Origin of the sequence: Streptomyces sp. NPDC090106 (assembly GCF_044747265.1) — a bacterium.
GTDB lineage: Bacteria > Actinomycetota > Actinomycetes > Streptomycetales > Streptomycetaceae > Streptomyces.
Genome location: NZ_JBIVDS010000003.1, coordinates 756,854 through 772,233 on the forward strand (window position 1 = coordinate 756,854; position 15,380 = coordinate 772,233).

Consider the following 15,380-nt stretch of genomic DNA (forward strand, 5'->3'; position numbering starts at 1 on the left):
CGCGGGCCGATTCCCCGGCCCTCAGTACCCCAGCGCCTCGGCGTGGTCCCCGTCGGTGTCGTCGGGCCTGTTGCCGGGCCTGCCGTCGGGCTCGACCCAGCCGACCGGCTCCCTGCGGTCCGGGTCGAAGTCGAAGCCCGGCGTCTCGAAGACCTCCAGCGGCAGCCGGGGGCGGTCGCCCGGCCCGTAGTGCCGGCCGTCCAGGGGCCAGTCGAAGCCTTCGAGGTCGTCGGTGTCCTTCCCGAGGATCGTGCCGCTGCGCTCGAACTCCTCCAGGACGGCGGGCAGTCCGAAGCGCTGGACCGGGCAGACCTTCATGCAGACCGAACAGCCGGCCGTCTTGCCCATCACCGGGAGGCAGCGTTTGGTGTTGAGCTTGGCCTTGACGACTCCGCGGCTCTCCTTGCGGCGGGCCGGGATGGCGCCGGCCGGGCAGCGGCGCACACAGATCTGGCACTCGTTGCAGACGCCCTCCAGGCCGTGGTCGACCGGCTCGTCATGGACGAGCGGGGCGTCGGTCGACATCACGTGGATCCGGCAGCGCGAGCCCGCGTGCGGGGTCAGCAGCTGGCCGTTGAGGCCGAGTTGGCCCAGCCCGGCGGCGACGGCGTACGGGATCACCATCGACTCGCCCACGAAGCCCTCGGGGCGTGCCGCGTAGCCCTGCGCGCGGATCCACCCGGCCAGCAGACGCATGCGGTCCTCCAGCCCGGCGTAGGCCGACAGAGCGGCCTTCTCGGCCCGCAGCGACGGCGACATCTGCGTCGAGTCGAAGTTCTGCTCGATGATCCCGACGACGACGGTCTCCCCGACCGCCATCCCGTGGTACTCGGCGTAGTTCCACTTGATGTCGTACGCCGTCACACCGACGCCCGAGAGGCCCAGCCGGGCCGCCTCCCGTTTCATCGCGCGCGTCAGTTCGGCGGGCGTGAGCGCCGCGACCGGGGCCGTGGCGCCGGGGGAGCGGTTCGACCTGGCCCGTCTGCGGGCCGCTCCCTGGACACGGGGCGACGTCGACAGCAGCGAGATCCACATGTGCCCGGTGGGGCTGTGCACCCCGCGCATCTCCGGGTGCAGCCGGATGAAGTCGTGCAACGGCGCCTCGTCGAACGCCTCCTGCTGCCGCTCGGGGAGCAGTTCGATGCCGGGGCCGGTGCGCAGGGCCGGAGCGGGGGAGGGGACCGGTGCGGTCCAGGGGCGTGTGTGCGGGGTCCGGCGGCGGTGCGCCCGGATCGGCAGCCTGGGGACCCACCACATCTTCGGGCGGTAGGGGAGCGTCTTGCGGGCGATCGGGTAGAGCAGCTCGCCGAACTCATGGCCCCAGCGCAGCAGCCTGCGCTGGAGGGCGTTGCGGTTGAACCGTTGTCCCATGGCGACCGTCCCCTCGGGTGGGCGTGCAATCTCCCTTGCTTGTTAGAGTAATGCTTGTATCCATGTCAAGTATGAGTGTGCTGCTCGCCCGTACCCGGTCGGGCCGTCCGCCTGCGGGGTCGACCCGTGTGGCAAGTTATGTAATAGTCCTGTTCCTATGGTGAACATTGAGGGCCCGATCGCCGTGAAGGTCCACAGGGTGCGTACGGTCGCCGAAGGGGTGGCCGTCTTCGAACTGGTGCGGGAGAGCGGCGAGCCGTTCCCGCGCTGGGAACAGGGCGCCCACGTGGACGTGGTCGTCGGGGGCGATCTGGAACGCCAGTACTCCCTGTGCGGCGACCCGGACGACCGTACGACCTTGACCATCGCGGTGCTCCGGGAGCCCGAGAGCCGGGGCGGGTCCCGGCGCCTGCACGACGAGGTCGTCCCGGGCGCGTCCCTGGCCGTCCGCGGCCCCCGTAACGCGTTCCCCCTCGGCTCCGGCCCCCGGTACCTTTTCATCGCGGGTGGCATCGGCATCACCCCGCTGCTGCCGATGGTGCGCGAGGTGGCCGCCGCGGGCGCCGACTGGCGCCTGGTCTACGGAGGGCGCCGGGCGGCCTCGATGGCCTTCGTCGACGACCTGGCCGGGCTGGGGGACCCGGTCACGCTGTGGCCGCAGGACCGGCTCGGACCGATCGACCTGGACAGCCTGCTCGGCGAACCGGCCGACGACGTCGAGGTCTACTGCTGCGGCCCCGGCGCGCTGATCGACGCGGTGGAGGAGCGGTGCGCCAAGTGGCCGCCCGGCGCCCTCCACGTGGAACGGTTCCGGCCGCGCGAGGGGGCGCTGGACGGCGAGCGCGGCGCGTTCCGGGTCCGGCTGGAGGCCTCGGGCCTCACGCTCGACGTCGGCCCCGCGCAGAGCATCGCCGAGGTGGTCGAGGCGGCCGGTGTCGACGTCATGACCTCCTGCCGCGAGGGGACCTGCGGCACGTGCGAGACCACCGTCCTCGACGGCGTTCCCGACCACCGGGACTCCCTGCTGACCGACGAGGAGAAGGCCGAGAACGACACGATCATGATCTGTTGCTCACGGTCCCGGACACCGCTGCTGGTCCTCGATCTCTAGGCCGGGCGCGATTCCCTATCAGCTTGCAGTGGTGTTACTGTTTTGTTCAAGGTGACTCGGAAGGGTGGTTCCCGGTGGAGGACAGACTGGCGGCTCTCGAAGCACGGCTGCGTGACCTCGAGGACGACCGTGAGATCCGCGAACTGCTCGCCCGCTACGGCTACTACGCCGACGCGCCCCTGGACGACGAGTACTTCGCCCTGTTCACGCAGGACTGCGTCATGGACGTCTCCTCCGGCCGCGGCGAGGACCCGTACGAGATCGTCCGCTGGGAAGGGCTGGACCAGATGCGCCGGTTCCTGAGCGAACGCACCGCGCAGCACGACAACGGCTTCTACGGGCGCAGCCTCCATGTCCAGGGCAACAACCTGGCCGTGCGGGTGACCGGGGACGACGCGGTGGCCAACGGCTACTCGTTCATCTTCCATCAGGACGGCCCGACGCTGAGGCTGCTCAGCGCCTCCCTCAACGAGTGGCACTTCCGCCGGGAGGCGGGGCGCTGGAAGATCCGTACGCGCAAGCGCCGGATGCCCGGCGCCCCCGACGCCCAAGAGGTGCTGCGGGCCGCGGAATGACCGGGGGCGCGCTCGCCGGCGTCCGCGTGGTGGACCTCTCGCGCGTCCTGGCGGGGCCCTACTGCGCCCAGTTGCTCGGCGACCACGGCGCGGACGTCGTCAAGGTCGAACCCCTCACCGGAGACCTCACCCGCTCCTGGGGCCCCACCCGGCCCGACGGCGTCAGCGCCTACTACGCCGGCCTCAACCGCAACAAGCGCCACCTCGCGGCCGACCTCTCCACCCCCGGCGGACGCGACCTGGTGCTCGGCCTGCTGGCCGAGGCCGACGTCCTGGTGGAGAACTTCAAACCCGGGGCGATGACCCGCTGGGGCCTGGCGCCGGACACCCTCGCCGAGCGGTTTCCGCGCCTGGTGCACTGCCGGATCTCGGCGTTCGGCCCCGACGGACCGATGGCCGGGCTGCCCGGCTACGACGCCGTCATCCAGGCCTACACGGGGATCATGGACCTCAACGGTGAGCCGGAAGGCCCGCCGCTGCGGGTCCCGATGCCCGTGGTGGACCTGACCACCGGGCTGCTGGCCCTGTCCGGCGTCCTGCTGGCACTGCGCGAGCGCGCGGAGTCCGGCAAGGGCCAGCGGGTCGACATCAGCCTGGTCGACGGGGCGCTCAGCCTCCTGCACCCGGCAGCCGCCACCTACTTCATGACCGGTGCCCCGCCCCGCCGACTGGGCAGCGCGCACCCGAACATCGCGCCCTGCGACACCTTCCCCTCACCGGCCGGCGACATCTACGTGGCCGCGGGCAACGACCGTCAGTTCGCCGCCCTGACCGCCTTCCTGGGCGCGCCGGAGCTCGCCGACGACCCGCGGTTCCGCCGCAACGCCGATCGCCTGGCCCACCGGCACGAACTCGACACCGTCCTGGCACGGCTGATCGCCGCACTCGACCCGGCCACCGACCTCGCCCGCACGCTGATCACCGAGGGCGTGCCCGCGACGCTCGTGCGGACACTGCCTCAGGCGCTCGACGCCGAGGACGTCACCGCCCGCGGCATGGTCACCGAACTCGACGGTCTGCGCACGCTCGGAGTGCCGGTACGGCTGAGCCGCACCCCGGGCTCGATCCGCACCCCGGCCCGTCCGCTGGGCGCCGACCAGGTCGCCGAAGGCTGACCCCCCGGCCCCTCCCAGGACCCTGAAGAAGAGAGCCGAACCACAGTGGACTACGAGAACATCCTCTACGACGTCGCCGACCGCATCGCCACGATCACCCTCAACCGCCCCGAGAAGCGCAACGCCCTCAGCCCGGCGCTGCGCCGCGAGATCGTCCACGCCCTGAAAGCGGCCGAGGCCGACGACGACGTCACGGTCGTCCTCGTGCAGGGCGCCGGCACGGCCTTCTGCGCCGGATACGACATGAACAGCTACGCGGGCGGCCAGGAACGCCCCGAACGGCCCGACGGCTGGAACTCCTCCCCGCACTTCGAGTCGTGGACGGGCCAGTTCCCCCGAAGCTGTCTGCGGGACTGGCTGACCGTCTGGGACCTGCTCAAGCCGGTGGTGGCCAAGGTGCACGGGTACGCGCTGGCGGGCGGCTCGGAGCTGATGTCGATGTGCGACATCGTGTTCGCCGCCGAGGACTGCGTGATGGGCTATCCGCCCACCCGCGCCCAGTCCACCCCGGACATCGAGTACTTCCCCTGGAAGATGTCCATGGCCCAGGCCAAGTACCTCCAGCTGACCGGCAATTCGGTCACCGGGAAACGGGCCGAGGAAATGGGCTGGATCGCCAAGAGCTTCCCGGCCGAGGAACTGGACGAGCAGGTCATGCGCGAGCTGCGCCCGATGGCGCGGCTGCACCCGGCGATGCTCGCCGCCAACAAGCTCAGCCTCAACCAGAGCTACGAGGCCATGGGGTTCCGGGCCGCGCTCCAGAGCGTCGTTCCCTGGTACGCCCTCGCGCGGTCGTTCCGGCCGGGAGCGGGCGAGTTCCAGACCAAGGCCGCGAGCGACGGGCTGAAGGCCGCCCTCGACTGGCGCGACGGCCCCTTCAAGGAAGAGGGGTTCGTGCTGTGAGCGAGACGCACGAGGAGACCCGCGTCGGGGTCCGGAGCCTGAACCACGTCGCCCTGGGTGTCAGCGACCTGGAGGCGTCCCTGCGCTTCTACGTCGAGGGCCTCGGGATGCGCAAGACGCTGGAGAAGCAGACCAGCGACCTCACCCCCGCCCTGATGCGGCTGCCCGAGGGCACCACCGGCACCACGGTGTTCGTGCAGGGCGACTCCCGGGTCGGCCAGCTGGAACTGGTCAAGTGGGACCTGCCCCGCACCGACGACGGCCGGCCCAAGCGCCCCGGCGACTTCGGGATGGGCCAGCTGTCCTTCCCCGTCGACGCCGAGCACATCGGCGCCCTGCACGCCCGGCTCGTGCGGATGGGCTACGAGGTCTACTCCGACCCCACCACCACCGTCGTCAAGAACTACGGCCCCGTGACCCTCTTCCTCTGCGAGGACCCCGACGGCACCCAGGTCGAGCTCGTCGCACTGCCGTCGCCCGAAGTGGTCCGGGAGTTCCGTGCCCGGTCGAACCAGGAGGACAGGACCCGATGACCCAGCAAGAGAGCGTCGCCGCCGCCACCGAGCAGCCGGTGGACCACCACGCCGTCGCCGAACAGTGGCTGAGCACGCTCGACCGCGCCCTGGCCGCCGGTGACCTGCACGCCGTGCGGGGACTGCTGTCGGCCGACCCCTGGTGGCGCGATCTCTACGCGCTCACCTGGGACCTGGTCGGCATGCACGGCGCCGACGACATCGTCGAGCAGCTCACCACCGCGCTGGTGGAGACCGGCTTCGGTGACCTGCGCCTGGACGACTCCTGGCCGGTCGCCTTCAACGGCCGCTACATCGAGGCCGTCTACCGGTTCGCCACGCGCACCTCGGTCGGCCGCGGCGTGATCCGCCTGGTCCGCGAGGAGGACGGCGCGTGGCGGTCGTGGGTCGTGTCGACCAGCCTCGAAGGGCTCCGGGACTTCCCCGAGCCGTCCGTCTCCGTCGACGACGCCGCCAGCGAGGCCAACAACGCGCCCTCCACGCCCGGCGCCCGCCCCTCGCTGACCGAACTCGCCGCCGAACGACGGCAGTACCGGGACGCCGACCCCAGCGTCCTGATCGTCGGCGCCGGCCACTCCGGACTGTTCCTGGCCGCACGGCTGGGCCGCCTCGGGGTCCCCACGCTCCTGGTCGACCGCTACGCGCGCGCAGGCGACAACTGGCGGCTGCGCTACAACGGCCTCCTGCTGCACGACTTCAAGTGGTCCACGGAGTTCCCGTACCTGCCCTACCCGAAGACGTGGCCGCTGTTCACGCCCAAGGAGAAGCTGGCGGACTGGATGGAGGCCTACGTCAACCTCCTCGACCTGGACCTGTGGACCGGCACCACCGTGCACTCGGCGACGTACGACGAGGCCGAGGGCCGCTGGACCGTCGAGCTGGACCACGACGGCGAGCGCCGCACCCTGCGCCCGCAGCATCTGGTGTTCGCCACCGGCAAGGACGGCATCCCCCGCCGTCCCGCGGTCGAGGGCGAGGAGCTGTTCGAGGGGACGATCGCCCACTCCAGTGAGCACCTCGGCGGCGCGTCGGTGCGGGGCAGGAAGGTGGTCGTCGTCGGGGCCGGGGCGAGCGCCCATGACATCACCCAGGACGCCTACGAGAACGAGGCCGCCTCCATCACGATGGTGCAGCGCAGCCCCGTCCTGGTCTTCTCCCAGCGCAACGGGCTCAAGCTGCTCTTCGGCGCCCTGTACAACGAGAACGGCCCGGAGATCTCCACCGCCGATCTCCTCTCGGCTGCCAACCCGCTGGCGCTCGGCCTGAAGCTCGCGCCGACGGTCACCCGGCGGATCGCCGAGCTCGACGCCGAACTCATCGCCGGGATGGAGAAGGCGGGCTTCCGCACCACCCTGGGGCCCGGTGACGCCGGGCAGGCGCATCTGACCACACGTGGTGGCGGCGCCGTCTACATCGACAAGGGCAACTGCCGGCTGATCATCGACGGCGAGATCCGGATCCAGCCGGGCGAGATCGAGAGGTTCACCCCGCACGGTGTGGTGTACCGCGACGGCACCGAGGAAGCCGCCGACGTCGTCGTGTTCTGCACCGGCTACAGCAACATGCGCGAGGTCGTCCGGCCCGTCGTCGGCGACGAGGTGACCGAGCAGCTGGCGACGGTGTGGAACGTCGACGACCGCGGCGAACTGCGCACGACACTGCGTCACTCGGGGCACCGCAAGCTCTGGTTCATGGCCACGGGCCTCCGGCTCGCCCGGTTCCACTCGCAGCACCTCGCCCTGCTGATCAAGGCGATGAACGAAGGGATCATCGACCCGCGGATCAACGTCGACCGCAAGCAGGAACTGGCCGGCTGAACCCGCTGGACCGGCCCGGACACCGGACCCGCAATATGGTTCAAGTTGTGTCGTAGTTAACTTATGCTGCATGCATGGAAACAAGGACCGCACTGCTGGTGGGAGGCAGCGGCCCCACGGGACCGCACATCGCCGCCGGGCTGGCCGATCGCGGCTACACCGTCACCGTGCTGCACCGCGGCACCCACGAGGTCCCCGATCCGGACGGCTACGAGCACCTTCACGCCGACCCCCACTTCCGTGAACCCCTCGAACAGGCCCTGACCGGACGGTCGTTCGACGTCGCCGTCGCGACCTACGGCCGGCTGCGCCTGGTGGCCGACGCCCTGGCAGGGCGCTGCCGGGACCTGGTGGGGGTCAGCGGCCTGCCCGTGTACGCCGGGTATCACGAGCCCGCGCGGCTCCGGCCGCACGGGATGCCGCTCCTCGCCCGGGAGGAGGCGGCCGACGCCGGACGGGCCGACCCCTCGGCACAGACCGTCGGCGAGGGCTTCGCCCGCAAGGTGAGGGCCGCCGAGCGGCACGTCCTGGCGCTGCACACCGAAGGCGCCTTCCGCGCCTCCCTGTTCCGCTACCCCACCATCTACGGACCCCGCCAGGTCTACCCACGGGAATGGTCGGTGGTGCGCCGGGTGCGCGACGGCCGCGACCGGATCATCGTCCCCGACGCCGGGCTGACCATCACCACGCGCTGCGCTGCGGTCAACGCGGCGGCTCATCTGCTGGCCGCGGTCGACCGGCCCGAAGCGGCGGCGGGAGAGATCTTCAACGTCGGTGACCGCGACCAGTTCACCGTCCGGCAGTGGATCGAGCTCTGCGCGGCGGCGGCCGGTGGTGCGCTGCGCCAGGTGTCGATGCCGTTCGAACTGGCCGGCCCGGGGCGCGGGCTGTTCCCGGTCTCCCACGACGCCCATCTCCTGGTGGACGTCCACAAGGCGGCCGACCGGCTCGGGTACGTCGAGCCGGTCCCGGCGGCCCGTGCGCTCACCGACACCGTGCGCTGGTACCTCGACCGTCCGCCGGACGAGCGCGCCGCGCGGAACCTCGTCGACCCGTTCGACTACGCCGAGGAGGACCGCGTGATCGAGGCCTACCGGCGGGCCACGGCGGGACTGCTGGCACAGCAGCCGCCCACCGTCGTCGCCGCCCATCCGTACGACCACCCCAAGGAAGTCCGGCGCGGCGACGGTCCGGAGCCCCGCTCATGAGCCTGGTCAGCGCCGAGATGGCCGCGGCCGTGGGATCCGTGACCGACTGGAGGGTCTCCTTTCCCGTGGCGGTCTCCGACATCCGCCGCTGGGCGATCGCCGTGTACTACCCCGACCCGCCGCCGGAAAGGTTCAGAGAGGAGACGGCGCCGGGCGGACTCCTGGCACCCGAGGAGTTCAATCCCTTCGCCTGGGCGGTGGCATCGCGGCGGGAGCCGCTCGTCCCGCCGGGGCCGAGGGACACCGACTGGACGGAGAAGGCGCTCGGCATCGCGGGACCGGGGCTGCGGCACCAGGTGAACGGAGGCATCGAGGTCGCCTACGGGGCTCCGATCCGCTCCGGGGACGTGATCCGCTCCGAGACCCGACTGGTCTCGTACGCCGAGAAGGCCGGCCGGATGGGCCCGATGCTCGTCTCGGTCACCGAGTCGGTGTGGACGAACCAGGACGGCGAGCGCGTGCGTGTCGAGCGCCAGACCGCCATCCGCTACTGAGAGGGAGAAGGCCGTGTTCAGTGTGGGCCAGGAGCTGGCCGCGGGGCCGCGGAGCGGTGGGTTCCCTGAATGGAACCGCTTCGCCGCCGTCAACGACGAGTTCGTGCCCCTCCACATGGACGACGACGTCGGCCGTGCGGCGGGCTACCCGGGCGCGATCGTCATGGGCCGGTTGCAGTGGTCCTACGTGCACCGGCTGCTGCGCGAGTGGCTGCCACCGGAGGGCAGGATCGAGACGGTCGCGCTGCGGTTCCGGGCGCCGACGCCGCGCGGCGCCCGGTTCGACGTGCGGGCGCGGGTGCTCGCGGTGCGGTCCGGACCCGAGCGGGTGTCCGCCGATCTGGAGGTGTGGGTGGAGGACGGTGCCGGCGTCGTCTCGGCGCCGGGCACCGCCACCGTCTCCGTGCCCGTTCAGCGGTAGCCGACGCCCACGACCGAGTGCATCGGCTCGCCGACGACGACCGCTCCGGCCTCGATCAGGCGGTCGATCTCGTGCGGGGCGAGCCCCGCCTCGGCCAGCAGCTCGCGGGAGTGCTCGCCGTGCCCGGTCGCGCGCAGCACGTCGTAGGGCGCGTGAGCGCTGAACTCGGCCAGCCGGTGGGGCAGGAACGTCGAGTTGCCGTCCGGCCACACCAGTTCGGCCACGTGGCCGTCGGCGAGGAGGTCCGGATCGTCGACGACCTCACGGAAGTCGCGGGCGCGGGTGGCCGCTCCGCCCGCCGCCGTGACCAGCTCGACCACCTCGTCCGAGGTGAGCGTGGGCAGCCCGGGGACGAGCGCCTCGTCGATGCCGTGCACCCGGACCCAGCCGTCGGCGCAGGCGTAGAAGCGGGAGGCCGTGCTCGGGCCGGGGAAGTCCCGGCCACCGGTCCCGGCCGGCGGCCGTCCGGCGTAGCGGACGAGTTCGCCGCTCTGCATGAAGGTCGCGGCGGTGGCCAGCGAGGTGCTGACGTGCTGTCCGCCCCGCCCCACGGAGCGCTGGTAGAGCGCGGCACAGGTCCCCAGCGCGGCGAGACACGCGACGGTGACGTCGTTGATCGCCAGGGTCGAGAAGACCGGCTCGTCCGGGCCGCCCTGGGCCTTCATGATCCCCGCGAGGGCCTGGACCACCGGGTCGTACCCGGGATGGCCGCCGAGCGGTCCGGTCGCGCCGTAGCCGGTGATCGACGTCGTCACGAGGTCCGGGCTGACCCGGCGCAGGGTGGTGTCGTCGATCCGGAGGCGGTCGAGGACACCGGGGCGGTAGTTGTCCAGGACGACCTCGCTGCCCGCGACGACACGGAGGAAGGCGGCGTAGCCGTCCGGGTGGCGCAGGTCGATGCCCAGGCCGCGCTGCCCGCGGGCGATGCCGTAGCCGCGTAGCCGCAGTTCGTCGCCCTTGACCGTCTCCACCTTGAGCACATCGGCGCCCAGGGAGGCCAGGAGCATGCCCGCGTACGGACCGGCCAGCACGGTGCCCAGGTCGACGACGGTGATCCCGGCCAGCGGACCGCGGCCCTCGGACGGCAGGGGCGCGGTCCGCGGGCGTCGGCGGGGTGCCCAGGTGGCGTAGTCGGCGAAGCGCCGGGCCGTGTGACGGCGGCGGGCACCACGTGAGAGGTCGGCGCCGACGCCGGTGACCACGGCCGGGCCGACGAGCGGATCGTCGAGTTCGAGGCGCTGGTGGAGCGCCGAGATCTGGGGATGGTCCAGCCAGTGGTCCCGGTCGCCGACCGGGCTCGCCGGACACCCGGCCTCGGCCAGCACGGCCAGCCAGGCGGGCCGGTCCCGGGTGAGGAAGGCCTCGGTGAGACGGGCCCGGACCCAGCCGCGGTTGTCCGGGGTGTAGAGACGCTCGCGGACGTTCCGGATCCGCGGATCGTCGACGATGTCGGCGACGCCGAGGCAGGCGAACAGCAGGTCCTGGAACTTGGAGCCGAGGGCGCCTACGAAGAGCCAGTCGCCGTCGGAGCAGCGGTAGGTCCCGAAGGTGGGGTTGGGGCCGCCGGGCCCGACCGTGGTGTCGGGCAGCGGCTCGTCCGGGCTGACCAGCATCGTGGTGATGGTGGTGACCATCGAGCCGTGCAGCGGATCGACGACGACCCGCTGTCCGCGGCCCCGCCGCGCGCGCTCGACCAGCGCGGCGATCCCGGCCGTGGCGCCCCACACCCCTTGCATGCAGGAGAGGAACGGATAGACCGCGTCGACCGGCCCGCCGCTGAACGAGGTCTGGCGCCGGGCGGCCCCGAACTCCGCCGCGACCATACGGTCCCGGGTGAGCGGGTCCAGGTCCAGGTCCTCGCGCCACAGCGGCAGATGGAGGTGGACGACACCGGCGGGGGGTTCGGCGTCCAGGGGCAGGCCCAGCGCGGAGGCCGTGGCGCTGTCGCAGGTCAGGACGAGGTCGGCGTCGGCGGCCAGGGAGGGCCCGCGCTCCGGGGGCACGACCGTCTTGTTCCGGTGCCACTGGACGGCCCCGGGCCGGGTGCGGTCGTCGGGGTCGTGCGGCGCGGCGAGTCGGATCACCTCGGCTCCGAAGTCGCCGAGCACCATCCCGGCCAGCGGCCCGGTGATGCCGTGGGTGGCGTCGAGGACTCGGACGCCGTCGAGGGCGGGCAACTCCGGACCGGCAGCCATACGGCAGAACCTCCTTATAGATTTACAATGTTGTTGTATCACACCCCGTATCAATGCTAGAAGAATGGTTAAATCATGTTGAGGGTCGACCGGCCCGGCCGAGGAGGCAGGATGCCGCGCGAACTGGACCACTGGATCGACGGCGGGAGCGTGCCGCGGGGAACGCAGGAGGCCCTGGCCGTCGAAGGGCCCTTCGAGCGTGCCGTGATCGCCCGCGTCGCGCTGGGCGGGCCCGAGCACGTGGCCGCCGCCGTCTCCGCCGCCCGGGCCGCGGCCCGCGACTGGGCCGACCGGGCCCCGGTCGACCGGGGCCGCCTGCTCGCCGAGGTCGCCCGCCGGCTCCGCGCGCGGCAGGACGAGTTCGTCGCCACCGAGGTCGAGGAGACCGGCAAGCTCGTCGCCGAGATGCGCGGCGGCCTGCACGTCGCCGCCGACTACTTCGAGTACTACGCCGGTGTCGTCCGCGCCCTGTTCGGCGAGACGATCAACCTCGGCGCCGGCGACCACGCCTTCACCAGCCGCGAACCGTACGGCGTCGTCGGCATGATCACCCCCTGGAACGGGCCCTTGACCCAGGCCGCGCGGGGCATGGCCGCCGCGCTGGCCGCCGGCAACACCGTCGTGGTCAAGCCCTCGGAGTTCACGTCGTCGACCACCCTGATGCTGGCCCGGCTGTGCGAGGAGGCGGGCATCCCCGCGGGCGTCGTCAACGTCGTCGTCGGCACGGGTCCCGATGCCGGCGCCGCCCTGGTCGACCACACCGATGTCCGTCTCGTCGCCTTCACCGGCTCCGTCACCACCGGGCGCCGGGTCGCCGAGGGAGCGGCGCGGCGGCTGGTTCCCGCCATCCTCGAACTCGGCGGCAAGTCGGCCAACATCGTCTTCGCCGACGCCGACCTGGACCGGGCCGTGGCCGGCGCCCTGACCATCTGCGTCGGAGCCGGACAGCAGTGCGCGGCGCTGAGCCGTCTGCTGGTCCAGGAGGAGATCCACGACGCCCTGCTGGACCGTGTCGCCGAACGGATGCGGGCCCGCACGCCGGGCGAGCGACTGGCCCCGATGACCACCGAAGGCCAGTTCGCCAAGGTCGTCGAGTACTTCGAGGTGGCCAGGAGCGAGGGCGCGCGGCTGGTCACCGGAGGCCACGCCGTGACCGGCCCGCTCGCGGCGGGACGCTACGTCGAGCCGACCGTCTACGCCGACGTCACGCCCCGGATGCGGATCTTCCGCGAGGAGGTGTTCGGGCCCGTGCTCGCGGTCACCCCCTTCGCCACCGAGGACGACGCCGTCTCGCTCGCCAACGACTCCGAGTACGGCCTGGTGGCGGGTGTCTGGACCGCCGACTCGGCGCGGGCCCTGCGGGTGGCCTCCCGGATCGACGCCGGGCAGGTGATCGTCAACGGCGGACGGACCGGCATCGAGACCCCCTTCGGCGGCTACAAGTCCAGCGGGCTGGGCCGCGAGAAGGGCTTCGAATCACTGCTGCACTACACGCAGTTGAAGACCACGGTCGTCTCCACCCGCTGACCCCGCGCGACGGTCAGGGCGTGCGCCGCGCCTCGGTGAGCAGCGGACGGTCGTACGACGTGTCGGTGCGGTCGCGCGCGACGACTCCGTTGTCCTCGCGTGCCACCGGCGGAAGATCGGGCTCGGTCACCCCGCCGACCCACTCGACCATCGAGACCCGGTGGGCGATGCGCCACTTCCCGTCGCGCTTCTCCAGCCGGTCGATGTACCGGCCGCCGTGCAGCGTCACGGGTGTGCCGGTGCGGTTGCGTCCGACCATGACGAAGTAGGTCTCCGTGTGCGCGACATCGCCGTCCAGGTCGCAGGTGTGGTTCGTGACGTAGTGCTGCTCGCCGTGGTGCGCGCTGCGGTGACCGGCGAACGCCCAGGGGACGAACTCCTCCACGGTCCCGCGGAACACCCCGTGGTCGTCGATCGCGCCGGGCCAGTAGGCCGAGCGGACCAGCTCCTCGTCGAGGCGGTCCACGCCGCGGGTGTAGCGCAGCAGGGTGTCGTGGATGTCCTGACGGTCGATGAGTTCCTGGAGGCGGCGGAGGTCCGGCGTGGTCGTCATCGCTTCACCTTAGTTGTGTTGGGGAGACGGTGCAATAATGCTCCTTGCGTCGTATAGTGATGTTCGAGCCCGTTGGCAAGTGGATGGAGAAGGTTCGGACATGACAACGATGCAGGAGCGCGCCGATGCCCACGGCCTCCCGATCCACAGGCTGGACCTGGAGGCGGACGAGCGGCTGGGAGTCGACCCGTTCGCGGTCTGGGACGAGATGAGCGAGGTCGGAGGGCTGTTCTACAGCCCGGTCAACCGGGGCTATCTGGTGGCCGCCGACTACGACACGGTCAAACACGTTCTCCAGGACCCGCACACCTGGTCCAACCTGCCCAGTTCCATCGTGTACACCAAGCAGGAGGTCATCCTCGACGTCCCGCCGATCACGATGGACCCGCCGGTGCACACCAAGTACCGCAAGGCCCTCGCGCCCCTGTTCGGCCCGAAGGCCGTGGCCCACCTGGAGCCGCGGATCGGCGAGATCTGCCACGAACTCATCGACGCCATCCTGGAGAAGGGCACCTGCGACTTCACCAAGGACTTCGCGTCCAAGCTCCCGGCCCTGTTCTTCCTCGAATGGCTGGGGATCGGCACCGAGGACGTCGACCGGATGTTCCATCTGGCCGAGCGGGCCACCTTCGAGTTCCCGACCCAGGAGGAGCGCGACGACATCGAGCGGCAGATCGACACGATCGTCCGCGGCGCGATGAACGACCGGCGCGTCCACCCCGACCCCGGCGACCTGGCCACGGCCTTCGTCAACATGAAGGTCGACGGCGAGCCGATCCCCGAGGACCTCCTCGTCGGCATGGCCAAGCTCGCCTTCATCGCCGGTCAGGAGACGACCTCCAGCCAGCTCGGGTTCATCATGTGGCATCTGGCGCGCAACGAGGAGGACCGCCGGTTCCTCATCGAGGACACCAGCCGTATCCCCGGTGCCATCGAGGAGCTGATGCGCTTCTACAACACCGGCGGCTCGGCCGGCCGCGTGGCCAGGCAGGACACCGAACTCAACGGCTTCCCCGTCAAGGCGGGCGACCGGATCTTCATCGCCCGCTGCGGTGCCGACCGCCGGCTCGCCCCCGACGTGCAGCTGTCACGCACCGGTGTCCCGCACTCCGCCTTCGGACTCGGCGTCCACCGCTGCCTGGGCTCGCACATCGCCCGCCTGGAGATGCGGATCGGGCTGGAGGTCTGGCACGAGCGGATCGCCCGTTACCAGATCCCTGACGACTTCGTCGAGGAGTACCGCTACGGCGGCTTCATGCAGCAGCTGTCCCACCTGCCGCTCCAGATCGAGCCCGTCGCCCGTTGAGAGGAAGCACCATGTCCGAGAGCACCGATCAGAAGACCGGCCTGCGTTTCGCGATCGACACCGACCTGTGTGTCGGCCACGGACGCTGCTACACCCTGGCGTCGCAGTGGTTCGACTGCGACGACGTCGGCTACGCCGAGATCAAGGACGCGGAGATCGGCGACGACGAGCAGGCCCACGCCGAGGACGTCGCCGCCGCCTGCCCGGAGGGCGCGATCAGCGTGCTGCGGGGCTGAACCACCGCACGAGGA

General features: G+C 71.4%; 15 protein-coding genes. 12 read left to right on the forward strand and 3 right to left on the reverse strand.

Annotated features, from left to right (window positions below):
* Nucleotides 1-21: 21 nt before the first annotated feature.
* Nucleotides 22-1,371, reverse strand: a complete 1,350-nt coding sequence (locus ACIPSE_RS13280) for a 4Fe-4S dicluster domain-containing protein (protein ID WP_401661511.1) — start codon at nt 1,369-1,371, stop codon at nt 22-24.
* Between the two features lie 157 nt (nt 1,372-1,528).
* On the opposite strand from ACIPSE_RS13280, the gene ACIPSE_RS13285 reads away from it, so the two are divergent.
* The 9 genes from ACIPSE_RS13285 to ACIPSE_RS13325 all read left to right on the forward strand — a co-directional run bounded on the left by ACIPSE_RS13285 (nt 1,529) and on the right by ACIPSE_RS13325 (nt 9,548).
* Entirely contained in the window at nt 1,529-2,482 is a 954-nt protein-coding gene (locus ACIPSE_RS13285; RefSeq protein ID WP_401661514.1) for a PDR/VanB family oxidoreductase, read from the forward strand.
* A 74-nt stretch (nt 2,483-2,556) separates the two neighbouring features.
* Nucleotides 2,557-3,057, forward strand: coding sequence for a nuclear transport factor 2 family protein (locus ACIPSE_RS13290; protein ID WP_401661516.1), 501 nt, complete (start codon nt 2,557-2,559; stop codon nt 3,055-3,057).
* Nucleotides 3,054-4,172 (forward strand): CaiB/BaiF CoA transferase family protein, encoded by a 1,119-nt coding sequence (locus ACIPSE_RS13295; protein ID WP_401661518.1) that lies wholly within the window; start codon nt 3,054-3,056, stop codon nt 4,170-4,172. The genes ACIPSE_RS13290 and ACIPSE_RS13295 overlap by 4 nt, the downstream gene beginning before the upstream one ends.
* Before the next feature lie 45 nt (nt 4,173-4,217).
* Complete coding sequence (locus tag ACIPSE_RS13300; protein ID WP_401661521.1) at nt 4,218-5,075, forward strand: enoyl-CoA hydratase-related protein; 858 nt, start codon at nt 4,218-4,220, stop codon at nt 5,073-5,075.
* The gene (locus ACIPSE_RS13305; protein ID WP_401661524.1) at nt 5,072-5,608 is read left to right on the forward strand and encodes a VOC family protein; all 537 of its coding nucleotides are present in this window, start codon (nt 5,072-5,074) and stop codon (nt 5,606-5,608) included. Before ACIPSE_RS13300 ends, ACIPSE_RS13305 begins: the two co-directional genes overlap by 4 nt.
* The gene (locus ACIPSE_RS13310) at nt 5,605-7,425 is read left to right on the forward strand and encodes an FAD-dependent oxidoreductase (RefSeq protein WP_401661527.1); all 1,821 of its coding nucleotides are present in this window, start codon (nt 5,605-5,607) and stop codon (nt 7,423-7,425) included. The genes ACIPSE_RS13305 and ACIPSE_RS13310 overlap by 4 nt, the downstream gene beginning before the upstream one ends.
* 74 nt (nt 7,426-7,499) lie before the next feature.
* Nucleotides 7,500-8,633 (forward strand): NAD-dependent epimerase/dehydratase family protein, encoded by a 1,134-nt coding sequence (locus tag ACIPSE_RS13315; protein ID WP_401661530.1) that lies wholly within the window; start codon nt 7,500-7,502, stop codon nt 8,631-8,633.
* Nucleotides 8,630-9,127: a MaoC family dehydratase N-terminal domain-containing protein gene (locus ACIPSE_RS13320; RefSeq protein ID WP_401661533.1), complete on the forward strand. Its 498-nt coding sequence runs from the start codon at nt 8,630-8,632 to the stop codon at nt 9,125-9,127. Before ACIPSE_RS13315 ends, ACIPSE_RS13320 begins: the two co-directional genes overlap by 4 nt.
* 13 nt (nt 9,128-9,140) lie before the next feature.
* Nucleotides 9,141-9,548: a MaoC/PaaZ C-terminal domain-containing protein gene (locus ACIPSE_RS13325; RefSeq protein WP_401661536.1), complete on the forward strand. Its 408-nt coding sequence runs from the start codon at nt 9,141-9,143 to the stop codon at nt 9,546-9,548.
* On the opposite strand, the gene ACIPSE_RS13330 is transcribed toward ACIPSE_RS13325, so the two are convergent.
* Nucleotides 9,539-11,743: a CoA transferase gene (locus ACIPSE_RS13330; protein ID WP_401661539.1), complete on the reverse strand. Its 2,205-nt coding sequence runs from the start codon at nt 11,741-11,743 to the stop codon at nt 9,539-9,541. The two genes, ACIPSE_RS13325 and ACIPSE_RS13330, sit on opposite strands and share 10 nt — an antisense overlap.
* A 111-nt stretch (nt 11,744-11,854) precedes the next feature.
* Between ACIPSE_RS13330 and ACIPSE_RS13335 the strand changes: the two genes are divergently transcribed.
* Nucleotides 11,855-13,270 (forward strand): aldehyde dehydrogenase family protein, encoded by a 1,416-nt coding sequence (locus ACIPSE_RS13335; protein WP_401661542.1) that lies wholly within the window; start codon nt 11,855-11,857, stop codon nt 13,268-13,270.
* Nucleotides 13,271-13,283: 13 nt separating this feature from the next.
* Here ACIPSE_RS13335 and ACIPSE_RS13340 read toward each other — a convergent pair whose 3' ends face one another.
* Entirely contained in the window at nt 13,284-13,823 is a 540-nt protein-coding gene (locus ACIPSE_RS13340) for a nuclear transport factor 2 family protein (protein ID WP_401661544.1), read from the reverse strand.
* A gap of 100 nt (nt 13,824-13,923) precedes the next feature.
* Here ACIPSE_RS13340 and ACIPSE_RS13345 point away from each other — a divergent pair, with 100 nt between their 5' ends.
* Together ACIPSE_RS13345 and ACIPSE_RS13350 are read left to right on the forward strand one after the other, a co-directional pair.
* Entirely contained in the window at nt 13,924-15,129 is a 1,206-nt protein-coding gene (locus tag ACIPSE_RS13345) for a cytochrome P450 (protein ID WP_401661547.1), read from the forward strand.
* Between the two features lie 11 nt (nt 15,130-15,140).
* Entirely contained in the window at nt 15,141-15,365 is a 225-nt protein-coding gene (locus ACIPSE_RS13350) for a ferredoxin (RefSeq protein WP_401661550.1), read from the forward strand.
* The last annotated feature ends 15 nt before the right edge of the window (nt 15,366-15,380 follow it).